This window comes from Pantoea sp. PvP021 (assembly GCF_054056055.1).
In genome coordinates, this window is record NZ_JBSRXX010000007.1 from 60,073 (window position 1) to 72,600 (window position 12,528).

Sequence of the window (12,528 nt, forward strand, 5' to 3'; positions counted from 1 at the left end):
GCGAATCACCGATTTCTCTGTACGGCCTTTTTTCAATATCCTGGCAGCGTCCTGTTGCACAGGCACACCCTTTTATATGCATAGCCATTCATCTTTAATGCTGTTTTAAGCATGCCCATGCTGATTAATTTTTCTTATAACCAACCGCGGTTTCATTCAAATAACCGGACATAAGAAAAACAGATACATGCTATGCATCATGGGTGCTGAACAGCATTTAATGCTGCTTAACACCCTGTCACCAGCATGGTGCAGAGATCTGACGCCTGCACTACAGTGAGTCAGTTCACATTTATCGGCCTGTCGCCAGGCACCAGAGTGATACATTTTAAACCTTAAAAAGCATTTAATTCATAGACTTAAGCAGATAAAACGCATGATAATCCCGTCTGACCGCCCTATTTGACCTGATTACGCTTTCCCGATAAGTTGGAAATCCGCTGAAAGCTTTCCAGACGGGCCATTGTCTCGGCATATCTATGCAACAAGAAGACTCCCGCGTGGTTTAAGTCATCTCCTTTAAGAGACCGGAAATCAGAGAGCAGCTCAATTAAGGACGTTTTACCGATGTCTGGAGAGAAATGCTCAGGGCTATGACGCGCGCTCGACAGAGCATGGCGATGAAAATGATAGCGCCCCCGTTGCGCTCAGACCCTGAAACAGTGCAGGTAATGTCAAAGCAGTTTAAGGAGACCCTCAATGTCCACTAAAAAACCTCAATCCTATGGCTTGTATGATCCGACAGCAGGCAGTGACAGCTGTGGTGTAGGTTTCATTACGCGTAAGGACGGCGAGCAGACCCACGAGATTCTGCAGATGGCGCACAGCGCCCTGTGTACGGTGCCTCACCGCGGCGGCATGTCAGCGGAAGGCGTTGGCGACGGCGCGGGGGTCAACGTTGATCTTTCGCTGCAGTTCTTCCGCAAGATTACCGGCCAGCCGCTGGAAGCGGGACGCTTTGGTGTCGGTAACTTCTTTGTGCCGAAAGATGCTGAGCTGCGCGCGAATGCCGAACGTCTGGTGGATGAAACCCTCAGCAGCTTTGGTCTGCCGGTACTTATGAAGCGTGACATGCCGCTCGACAGCAGCGTGACGCGCCCGGCAGCCGCGCAGTTCCAGTTACCGATTCTGCAGTGGATTTTCACTGCGCCACAGGATGTAGTTGATCAGAACGACTTCGAAAAACGCATCTACCGCGCCCTGTTAACCATTGAAGCCCGTGCCTTTACCGAAAGCGAATTTGGCGGCCTCTATCCGCTGTCGCTGTCGTCACGCACGCAGGTGTTCAAAGCCCGTCTGAATTCCAATGAAGTGATCCCTTACTTCAAAGATCTGACCGATCCCGATCATCAGGTGCGCGGGCTGTTTTTCCACACCCGCTTCTCCACTAACACCGATCCCCATACCACGATGGCGCAGCCGTTCCGCCTGATGGCGCACAACGGCGAGCTGAACACTGACCGTAAAAACCGCATCGCTGAGTCCGCGCTGGCACTGGCCCGTGGCAAGACCATCGTGCGGCCTAAAGGCCAGTCCGACAGTTCGCGCCTGGATCAGAGCATCCACAGCCGTCTGATGGAAGATGACCTCGATCTGATCACCGCCGTGGTGTCGATGATGCCGCCCGCCTGGGAAAACGACAGCGCGCTGTCGCCAGAAGTGCGTGACATGCTGGAGTACTTCTCGCTGTATGAAGAGAAGAACGACGGCCCTGCTGCCTTAATCTTTGGTAATGGCGAAGTAATTGGCGCGCGTCTTGATCGTCTGGGTCTGCGTCCCCTGCGTTCAGTGGAAACCGCTGACTATATCGGTGCGATGTCGGAAGCCGGCCAGATCGCCTTCCCACCTGAAAGCGTGTTGCGTCGTGGGCGTATCGAAGCGGGCGGTATGCTCTATTTCGATCACCGTGAAAAACGCAGCTATACCACGCTGCAGGCGCTGGAAAAACTGGCCGCAGAGAAAGATTATTCGGCGTTGCTGCGTGAAGCGCGCGTCGGTCTTGACGATCTGCCCGAGATCCCGGCAGAACAACAGGGTTCACCGCTGCGTTATCGTGGCGATCTGAAAACGTATCAGCGCTTTGTTGCCTACTACTACAACCAGGAAAGCTTCAAGTTTATGATGGACCCGATGCTGAATACCGGCGCAGAGAAGATCTCCGCGATGGGTTACGGCAACGCCATCAACGGCTTATCCGATCATGAAGGCGGCATGGCGCACTACTTCTCTCAGCGCTTTGCGCAGGTCACCAACCCGCCGCTGGATTCTATCCGTGAAGTGGATGGCATGACGTTGCGTGTCGCGCTGGGGGCAAAACCCCATCTGGGCCGCAGCAAAGGCCGTCAGATTGTGGTGCCGACCCCGATTCTCAGCCATCTCGATATGCTGCGTTTACGCGAGCAGACCATCGCACCTTATGCCCGCTTTGAGATGCTCTATGAGCCGGTGATCGGCAAAGATCTGCTGAGCACCACCGCGAACGCGAATGCCCTGGAAAAAGCGATTGATGACCTGGCGCAACAGGTGGTTGATTTTGCCCGTACCCAGGGTGGCATCGCCGTACTTACCGATCGCCATATCTCTTCAAAGCATGCCGCGATCCCGATGCTGCTGGTGGTTTCCGCCATCAACCAGCGCCTGATAAAGGAAGGGTTGCGTCTGGATGTTTCTCTGGTGGTTGAAAGCGGCCAGAGCATCTCGTCGCACCACATTGCCGCCACACTTGGCTTTGGGGCGTCAGCTATCTATCCGCTGGGCGTACAGATGCGCGCAGAGGAGAAATTTGGTGAAGGTGAAGAAGGTAACAAAGCCTTTAAGCGCTATGCCAAAGCGGCTGAAAAAGCACTGATGAAAACCATGGGCAAAGTGGGCCTCTGTACCGTTGAGAGCTACAGCAGCGGTGAGTTCTTTGAGCCTAACTTCCTCAACACCGATGATCCGGTGCTGAAAAAGTATTTCCCGAATATCAAAACGCCGGTGGGCGGCGCAGGCTTCGCGACGATCGCGCAGATGGCCGTTGACTGGCACCAGAGCGCACTGAAGATTCAGGGCGAATCTGAAGTTCCGTTGCTGGGCCTGTTCAAAGAGCGTGCAGAAGGCGCAGGTCACTCCTACGGCACCATCGCCGTGCGGACCTTTATCGATATGACCGAAGAACCGATTCGCTTTGCCGACAAAGCGCGCGAAGAGGACAACTTCATCCGCCTGATGACGCTGGCTAAACTGGATAATGCGTTTGGCATCAAGCCTGAGACCTTTAAAGACAGCAGCTTTGAGCGCATCCCGGATGAGGTGATCAATAATTTCGCGATTACTGCTGATTACCGTCAGTTCTCAAGCCTGATGTATGAAGAGCGTAAACGTCGCCCGGCGGCCCTGCGCGACATCCTGACATTCCCGGCTGACCTGACCCACATCGACAGCGAAGCGGAGTTCCGCCGCAAGCTGGGACGCTACTCGCTGACCAACAACGGCTTTGCCATTCGTGGCATGGAGTGTGAAGCGGTAGATGGCAGCCTGAATCACTTTATGCTGCGTCTGACCGATGCGATTGAAGGACTGAAGCCTGAGAACGAACGCCTGCAGAACCTGTCACGCGCCCTGAAATCCCGCTTCGGCGACGATATTGAAAGCAGCGAAGTGGTGACTGGCGGTCTGAAAGTGACCGCTTACGGTAAAGCGGCCGATTATCTGTCACGTATCTTCACCACCCTGCCCTCACTGCCGCTGAGCGAAGTGCAGCCAGCCTGTGAAATTACCCGTACCTTTGCCTCCGGGGCGATGAGCCACGGTGCGCTGGTGGCTCCCGCTCATGAAGCGGTCGCGCACGGTACCAATATGGTCGGCGGCATGAGTAACTGCGGTGAAGGCGGCGAGCATTACTCCCGTCACGGCACCATTCGTGCCTCACGCATCAAACAGCTGGCTTCGGGCCGTTTTGGCGTCTGGGCTGCCTATCTGGCGGATCCGATGCTGGAAGAGCTGGAGATCAAAATTGGTCAGGGTGCGAAACCTGGTGAAGGCGGCCAGCTACCGGCGGCCAAAGTTACCGTCGAGATTGCTGCCGCGCGTGGCGGTACGCCTGGCGTCGAGCTGGTCTCACCGCCGCCGCATCACGACACCTATTCCATCGAAGATCTGGCGCAGCTGATCCACGACTGCAAAGCCGCGCGGGTGCGGGTTATCGTCAAGCTGGTCTCGTCTGAAGGGATCGGCACCATCGCGGTCGGCGTGGCCAAAGCGGGTGCAGACGTGATTAACGTTGCGGGTAACACCGGTGGTACCGGCGCTGCGTCGGTGACCAGCCTGAAATATACCGGACGCGTGGCCGAAATCGGCATCGCTGAAGTCCACCAGGCGCTGTGCGCCAACGGCCTGCGTGAGAAAGTGCTGCTGCGCTGCTCTGGCGCACAGCAGACCGGCAGCGACGTGGTGAAATCTGCACTGCTTGGCGGCGACAGCTTTGAGTTCGGTACGACGGCGCTGATGATGCTGAAATGCGTGATGGCGAAGAACTGTAACGTTAAGTGCCCGGCTGGCTTAACCACGAATGCCGAAGCGTTTGATGGCGATCCGCGTCAGCTGGCGCAGTATTTCCTCAACGTGGCGCATGAAGTGCGTGAAATCCTGGCGCGTATGGGCCTGCGTTCCCTGCGTGAGGCACGCGGTCGCTCTGACCTGTTGCACCTGATGGATCACCCGCTGGAAGTGGGCAAGCTCGACTTACGCGCCATGCTTACCGTGGTGCCTGAGCTGAAAATCGACAAGCCGGTTTATCTGGAAAAAGATTTTGAGCTGGATGATGTCTGGATTGAGCAACTGAAGCTGTCGCTGGTGGATCAGGGAAATCCTGACGTCACTCTGGGCAACAACATCGTGCTGAATAACCGAAATAAAAGTGTCGGCGGCCAGCTGGCCATCGATATTGAGCGGATGCTGAACCATCAGCTGAGTTCTGAGCAGCTGCAGGCGATGCCTGCCGTAATGACTGACGATCGCGGTCGCCGCTATCTGGCCCCTGAGAGCGTAAAAATTTCCACCACCGGTTCTGCCGGTCAGTCGTTTGGCGCCTTCTGCAACGATGGCATGCAGCTGACCCATTACGGCACCTGTAACGACGGTGTCGGCAAAGGACAGTGTGGCGGCGAACTGATCGTGATGTCGCCTGGCGGCGGCGCGCAGGATGCCGATGGCAACGTGCTGATTGGTAACTTTGCGCTGTTTGGCGCGACAGGCGGACGTCTGTTCGTGCAGGGCCAGGCCGGTGACCGTTTCGCGGTGCGTAACTCCGGTGCCACCGCCGTGGTTGAAGGCGTCGGTGACTTCTGCTGCGAATATATGACCAATGGCGCCATCCTCAACCTGGGCACCTTCGGTAAAGGATTTGGCAACGGCATGAGCGGCGGCTTCGCCTACCAGTACGACCCCTATGGATCGCTGGCCAGCCATGCTGCCGGTGATTCGGTACAGTTCGGCTCGATTGCCGATCAGGATGAGATGGCCCAGGTGCATAAGCAGGCGGTGCTGACCATGCTGAACTGGCATCTGGAGGCGACCAAATCACCGCGTGCCGCCTGGCTGCTGGAGAACTGGGAAACGGAGTGTCACCACTTTGTTTACGTGATGCCGCGCTCGCTGCTGCTCTATCAGGATGGCGGCGAGATTCTGAAAGCCAAGAGCCGCAAAGATCTGCTCGAAGAGCTGTCGACGGCGCTGGCAGGCCATCAGGTGGCGAAGTTTAAAGCCGCATGGCGTCAGGGTAAAACCATCGCCAACGGTGCCGTACCGGCTTATGGCGCGACCGATACGCTGGAGATGTTTGTCCTGCTGAACAACTACACCGTGCTGAGTTTTGCCCAGCAGCTGGCGCTGGGCAAATTACCGAAAGGCACCCCGGTTGAAGATGCGGCAGTTGAAAAAGCAGTCCGTAATCTGTTGATGACGGAAGACTTTTCGCTGATAAGCAAGCTGCAGCGTCATGCCCGTTCCGCTATCGAGAGCTACAGCGATGATGAACTGGCGAGTCTGATTGGTACCAAACGCATGTCAGATTACAAAGCGGCGCTAACGCAACGTAACATCCGCTCCATGGACAGTCTGGCAACCTATGGCTGGATCATGTATCAGGATGCCTGTAACCGGGAAGTGCTGGGCCACCTGCCTGACTTTGAAGAGCTGTTTGCACGTGCGGCATTGCCGGAAATCGCCGCTGCGGTGGGTAAACTCTCCTGACAGTGATACTGATCAGGCTGAACTGAATATTATTAATTGATCATTGCCCGGATTAATCGTTGTACCGGACAGATGCAGCACCGCTCTCCCCTGTCGCACATGATGCGGCGCGGGAAAGCGGAACCGCTTTCACACCGGACAATGCCACTGATGACGGGCGAGAACGGGATTGAGTAAAAGTACCCATGAAAATTCCTTATATTCCAGAAGATGCACCTTTTAATGGCGATCAGAAGTACTGGCTGGCTGGCTTTCTTGCGGGTCTGCACTCCCGTTTGCTGGTATTAGAAGACAAGCAGCAACCCGCCGCGGGCACAAGCGCAGCCGCGACAACGCAACTGCACATTCTTTATGGCTCACAGACCGGCAATGCTGAAGCACTGGCGCAGACCGCAGCGAAATCTGCGCGCGCTAAAGGTCTGGTGCCGGTGGTTCAGGCGCTGGGCGATGTCGATCTCGACGTATTTGCCACCATGCGCCATGTACTGATCGTCACCTCGACCTATGGCGAAGGTGAAATGCCGGACAACGCGCAGCTGTTCTGGGACGCGATCTCTGCCAGTACCGCACCGCGTCTGGAGCAGATGCATTTCGCCGTGCTGGCGATTGGCGATACCGGCTACGATGGCTTCTGTCAGGCGGGTAAATTCATTGATATGCGTCTTGAGCAGTTGGGCGCGAAACGCGTGGTTGATCGTATCGATTGTGATATCGATTTTGAGGAGCCTTCCAGCGAGTGGCTGAACAGCTCAATGCCACAGTTTGCCGCCAGCGCGGGCAGCAGCGGCACCGTGCTGGAAAGCGCGCCTGAAGCGCCAGTCATTCCAGGCAGCAACAAATCCAATCCATACGCCGCCGCGCTGATCACCAACAAGCGTTTGTCAGGCGAGCAGTCAGCCAAAGATATTCGTCATTTCGAGTTCGACCTGTCTGACAGCGGCCTGAAGTATGAAGCGGGCGATGCGCTGGGCGTAATTCCGGTCAACGAGCCGTCGCTGGTCAGCCTGCTGCTGACCCAGCTTAACGCAGACTACGAGACGCCGGTGCCCGGCTTTGATCGCAGCCTTGGCGACCTGCTGACCTATCAGTTTGAGATCTCAGAGCCGTCACGCAAGTTAATCGAATGGGTCGGGCAGAACACCACCAACCAGGAGCTGCGTCATGTGTTACAGCATGATGATAAAGATGCGCTGGGCGTGTGGCTGTGGGGCAAAGATACCCTTGACCTGCTGCAGCTTGAACTGACGCGCACGCTGGCGGTACCCGAGTTTGTCGCGCTGCTGCGTCCGCTGCAGCATCGCGCTTACTCCATTTCATCCAGCTCTAAAGCCCATCCTGACCAGGTGCATCTGACCGTTGCCTCGGTACGCTATCACAGTGGTGGCCGTAATCGCGGTGGCGTCTGCTCAACCTACCTGGCCGAGCGTGTGCGTCGCGGTGAAAAGCCCGCCATCTTTATCTCACCCAATAAATCGTTCCGCGTGCCTGCCAACAACAGCGCACCGCTGATCATGGTGGGACCAGGTACCGGTATCGCACCATTCCGTGCCTTCCTGCAGGAGCGCCAGGCAACCGGCGCGCAGGGGAAAAACTGGCTGTTCTTCGGCGATCAGCATCAGGAACATGACTTTATCTATCAGGATGAATTACTTGCCTGGCGCGATAATGGCTTACTGACGCGTCTGGATCTGGCGTTCTCACGCGATCAGGAGAAGAAGATCTACGTGCAGAGCCGGATGCTTGAACAGGGCGCTGAGTTGTATGCCTGGCTGCAGGAAGGGGCTTACTTCTATGTCTGTGGCGATGCATCGCGTATGGCGAAGGATGTGGATAATGCGCTGTATGAAGTGGTTCGCCAGTTTGGTGGTCTCTCCACCGAGCGCGCTGCTGACTATGTCGATCAGCTGAAGAAAGAGAAGCGCTACCTGCGCGACGTCTATTGATCGCGATGGTTTGCTGAAAAAATCCGGCTTGCGCAGGCAGCCGGATTTTTTTATGGCCGACAGGCAAAAAAATACCCGTCGGATGGACGGGTATTCGCTGTTATGTCACTGCTATTTCACTACGCGCAGTGAAGGTCGTCCACCACGTGGCGGTGGATCGTCATCAGGCGGTGTCTCGTCATCGCTGGCATCGTCAGGACGATCACCATCAATCACCGACATCATAGTCTCTTCCTGACCCTCTGACGCCTCATGCGTGCCCAGCTCGTAGGCCGGTTCCGGTTCAAACATCGTCCCGGCACCGTTTTCACGCGCATAAATTGCCAGAATCGCCGCCATCGGCACGTTAACCTGGCGAGGAACGCCACCAAAGCGGGCGTTGAAGGACACCTGATCGTTTGCCAGATCGAGGTTACCGACAGCACGTGGCGCAATGTTCAGGACAATCTGACCATCGCGCGCATACTCCAGCGGCACCTGCACACCCGGCAGATTAATGTCGACCACCAGATGCGGCGTCAGCTGGTTGTCGAGCAACCAGTCATAAAAAGCGCGCAGCAGATAGGGACGACGTGCAGTAAGTTGCGACATTTCCATACGTTAAGCCCGGGCTTGCAGCCGCATTTCACGTTCAGCTTCGGTTAATGAAGCGAGGAAGGAGTCACGCTCAAATACGCGATTCATGTAACCTTTCAGCTCTTTTGAACCTGAACCGATCAAATCGATACCCATTGACGGCAGACGCCATAACAGCGGAGCCAGATAGCAATCAACCAGGCTGAACTCTTCGCTCATGAAATAAGGCGTACGGCCAAACAGTGGCGCGATAGCCAGCAGCTCTTCACGCAGTTGCTTGCGTGCCGCTTCCGCTTCCTGACCGCTGCTATTCTCTACTTTCCTCATCAGGCTATACCAGTCCTGCTCGATGCGGTGCATCATCAGGCGGCTATCACCACGGGCAACCGGATAAACCGGCATCAGTGGCGGATGCGGGAAGCGCTCATCTAAATATTCCATGATGATGCGTGATTCATACAGCGTCAGCTCACGATCTACCAGCGTCGGTACCGTGCGATACGGATTGAGGTCAATCAGATCCTGCGGCAGGTTATCCATTTCGACCTGCTCGATCTCTACGCTGACACCCTTCTCCGCCAGGACGATACGTACCTGATGGCTGAAAATGTCAGTAGGACCAGAAAACAGCGTCATTACCGAACGTTTGTTGGCAGCGACAGCCATGAAAACCTCCAAGTTTGTTCACAAAAAGATACTGCGAATAGCCAACCACACGGCGACTCACTTGCTTATCGAACTCGCACGCAACCTGGTTAGCTGCGTCACAGATACTGACGCCCCGACAGTGGGGAGGCGCATAACGCACCGGCCTGCGGGCGCAAAGTGACACAGAGTTTACCAGATTTTAGGCTGCTTGTGGGCGTGGAATGAATCTTTGCAGGTAAATTGAGCGCGGCGTTACGGTTTTCGCGGACAGTTTATGGGAAGGCAGAAAATAAAAAACCCGCCGAAGCGGGTTTTTTGAGCCAATTGCCGCAGCCGGAGCTGCAAACAATTAACGCTTGGAGAACTGAGGACGACGACGTGCTTTACGCAGGCCGACTTTCTTACGTTCAACCTGACGCGCATCACGCGTTACGAAGCCAGCTTTACGCAGCTCGCCACGCAGTGATTCGTCGTATTCCATCAGAGCGCGGGTGATACCGTGACGGATCGCACCAGCCTGACCAGAAATACCGCCACCTTTAACAGTGACATAGAGATCGAATTTACCAACCAGGTCCAGCAGCTCAAGCGGCTGACGAACTACCATGCGGGCAGTTTCGCGACCGAAGTACTGTTCCAGAGAACGTTGGTTAATTACGATGTTACCGCTACCCGGCTTAATGAATACGCGAGCGGTAGAGCTTTTGCGGCGACCAGTGCCGTAGTTTTGAGTTTCAGCCATTGCCTTTAATCCCGATTAAATGTCAAGAACTTGCGGTTGCTGTGCCGCATGGGTGTGCTCGTTGCCTGCGTAAACTTTCAGTTTACGGTACATAGCACGACCCAGCGGGCCCTTCGGCAGCATGCCTTTAACCGCGATCTCAATCACACGCTCAGGACGGCGAGCAATCATCTCTTCAAAGGTCGCCTGTTTGATACCACCGATGTGGCCAGTGTGGTGATAGTAGATCTTGTCAGTACGCTTGTTGCCGGTTACAGCAACTTTTTCTGCGTTCAGAACGATGATGTAATCACCCGTATCAACGTGCGGAGTGTATTCCGCTTTATGCTTACCACGCAGACGGCGCGCCAGTTCAGTCGCCAGGCGACCCAAAGTTTTGCCCGTTGCGTCAACTACAAACCAGTCACGTTGGACGGTTTCTGGTTTAGCTGTAAAAGTTTTCATCGAAAAGCTTACCCAAATTAAGTTACACGTTGGTGAAATCCCAAACGCTTAAGTAAACGAATGAGGCTCACACGACCATTTTGACCAGCAAGCCACCCCTTCGGATAGAGTTACTGGAACACAGAGGATTTGGGAAAAAAATCCTTTGCTGTAACGTGGGGTCGCAAGATTATAGAGAAGTCGGTTACAAAAATCGAACCCTATTTCGGTATTTATCCCGATTATTCTCACGGCAGGTGCGGTAAACGCAGATACTCTTCGCTCTGCATCTCCTGAAGTCGCGATAAACAGCGCTGGTATTCAAACTTCAGCCGCGTGCCCTGATAAATCTCGGTCAGTGACGTTTCTGCCGCGACCACCAGCTTCACATGCCGTTCATAGAACTCATCGACCAGTGCCAGGAAACGCCGTGCCTGATCTTCGGTTTTGTAGATCATCACCGGCACGTCATACAGCAGCACACTGTGAAAACGGCGCGACAGCGCAATATAGTCATGCTGGCTGCGCCCTTCGCCACACAGGGTGGTGAAATTAATCGCCAGCACGCCCTCGCTAACGCCCAGCGTCGGCATCTGGCGGTGATTAATTTCCAGAACTGGCGCATCTTCAGGCTGGCTGCCCGACAGCGCTTTAAACATCCGCGCCATTTCAGCGTGCGTCTCTTTGTTCAGCGGAGAGTTCCACAGGTGCGCGGAGGTCAGCGTGCGTAACCGGTAGTCGATACCGGCATCCACATTCATCACATCACAATGACGTTTGATCTGCTCGATGGCAGGCAGGAAGCGCGCGCGCTGCAGACCATTACGATAGAGATCATCAGGCGGAATGTTCGAGGTGGCCACCAGCGCAATGCCGCGTTCAAACAGCGCTTCCATCAGCGTGCCCAGCAGCATCGCATCGGTGATATCGGAGACAAAAAATTCATCAAAACAGAGGATGTCCGTTTCTGCTTTGAATCTGTCCGCAATAATCAGTAACGGATCGCTCTGCCCCTGAAGCTGCGTCAGCTCTTCATGCACCCGCAGCATAAAGCGGTGGAAGTGCAGACGCAGTTTGCGATCGCCAGGAATAGACTGAAAAAAGAGATCCATGACCCAGGTCTTACCGCGACCGACACCGCCCCACATATAGAGTCCACGTACCGGTTGTGGCGTCTCGTTTTTCTCTTTACCGATCAATTTTGACAGGCGACCCAGCAGGCCGGATGTGGCAGGCGCGGCGGATTGTTGCCGGGCAACCAGCGCCTGCTGCAGCGCGTCTAAACGGGTAATCGCTTCACGTTGTACGTCATCGGGCCTGAATTCGCCCTGCGACAGCGCCTGTTCATAGCGTGCAAGCGGAGTTGAGGTTTGCATTGTTGTTTCAAAGTCCCTGAATGGTGTCTGATTCATACCACGGTTGCTGAAAAAAAGGCCGTTCTACACTAAGCCATGCTGCTCCAGAGTTCCACATCCATAAGATTAACGGGTATAGTGACTATTATTGAAATGGTGCAATGCCCTACGGAACAATGGAAATAACACGGGAGTCATTATGACCTGGGAATACGGGCTAATTGGTTTAGTGGTTGGTATTATTGTCGGCGCAGTCGCCATGCGTTTTGGCAACAAAAAGCTGCGTGAGCAGCGCAGCATGCAGTACGAGCTGGAAAAATCGAAAGCGGAGCTGGCGGATTATCGCGAAGAGCTGACCAATCACTTCGCGCAGAGCGCGGAGCTGCTGGACAACATGGCGCGTGATTATCGTCAGCTCTATCAGCACATGGCAAAAGGCTCAAATGACCTGCTGCCGAATCTGCCTGGCCAGAAAAATCCGTTTGCCTATCAGCTGACTGAAGCCGAAGCGGACAACGATCAGGTGCCGGTGCAGATGCCGCGCGACTATTCTGAAGGCGCATCCGGTTTACTGCGTGGCGAGCGCCCTGCCCGCGACTAATCTTTTTGG

At 55.1% G+C, this 12,528-nt stretch carries 8 protein-coding genes; 3 read left to right on the forward strand and 5 right to left on the reverse strand.

Going from position 1 to position 12,528, the window contains the following annotated elements; genetic code table 11:
• Positions 1 to 699 precede the first annotated feature (699 nt).
• Both ACVKSX_RS17410 and ACVKSX_RS17415 read left to right on the forward strand, forming a co-directional pair.
• The gene (locus ACVKSX_RS17410) at positions 700 to 6,231 is read left to right on the forward strand and encodes a glutamate synthase-related protein (protein ID WP_124889622.1); all 5,532 of its coding nucleotides are present in this window, start codon (positions 700 to 702) and stop codon (positions 6,229 to 6,231) included.
• A 185-nt stretch (positions 6,232 to 6,416) separates the two neighbouring features.
• Complete coding sequence (locus tag ACVKSX_RS17415; protein ID WP_010251935.1) at positions 6,417 to 8,174, forward strand: sulfite reductase subunit alpha; 1,758 nt, start codon at positions 6,417 to 6,419, stop codon at positions 8,172 to 8,174.
• A gap of 111 nt (positions 8,175 to 8,285) precedes the next feature.
• Here the strand turns inward: ACVKSX_RS17415 and sspB are convergent, their stop codons facing one another.
• The 5 genes from sspB to zapE form a co-directional block, all read right to left on the reverse strand.
• Positions 8,286 to 8,771 (reverse strand): ClpXP protease specificity-enhancing factor, encoded by a 486-nt coding sequence (sspB, locus tag ACVKSX_RS17420; protein ID WP_010251939.1) that lies wholly within the window; start codon positions 8,769 to 8,771, stop codon positions 8,286 to 8,288.
• 3 nt (positions 8,772 to 8,774) lie between these two features.
• A complete protein-coding gene (gene sspA / locus ACVKSX_RS17425; RefSeq protein WP_009092481.1) occupies positions 8,775 to 9,416 on the reverse strand; it encodes a stringent starvation protein SspA in 642 nt (213 codons plus the stop codon).
• A 331-nt stretch (positions 9,417 to 9,747) separates the two neighbouring features.
• The gene (gene rpsI / locus ACVKSX_RS17430) at positions 9,748 to 10,140 is read right to left on the reverse strand and encodes a 30S ribosomal protein S9 (protein WP_008925401.1); all 393 of its coding nucleotides are present in this window, start codon (positions 10,138 to 10,140) and stop codon (positions 9,748 to 9,750) included.
• Positions 10,141 to 10,155: 15 nt separating this feature from the next.
• Positions 10,156 to 10,584: a 50S ribosomal protein L13 gene (gene rplM / locus ACVKSX_RS17435; RefSeq protein WP_008925400.1), complete on the reverse strand. Its 429-nt coding sequence runs from the start codon at positions 10,582 to 10,584 to the stop codon at positions 10,156 to 10,158.
• Positions 10,585 to 10,811: 227 nt separating this feature from the next.
• Complete coding sequence (zapE, locus tag ACVKSX_RS17440; protein WP_022625259.1) at positions 10,812 to 11,939, reverse strand: cell division protein ZapE; 1,128 nt, start codon at positions 11,937 to 11,939, stop codon at positions 10,812 to 10,814.
• Between the two features lie 178 nt (positions 11,940 to 12,117).
• On the opposite strand from zapE, the gene zapG reads away from it, so the two are divergent.
• Positions 12,118 to 12,519: a Z-ring associated protein ZapG gene (zapG, locus tag ACVKSX_RS17445; RefSeq protein WP_003848291.1), complete on the forward strand. Its 402-nt coding sequence runs from the start codon at positions 12,118 to 12,120 to the stop codon at positions 12,517 to 12,519.
• Positions 12,520 to 12,528: the final 9 nt, after the last annotated feature.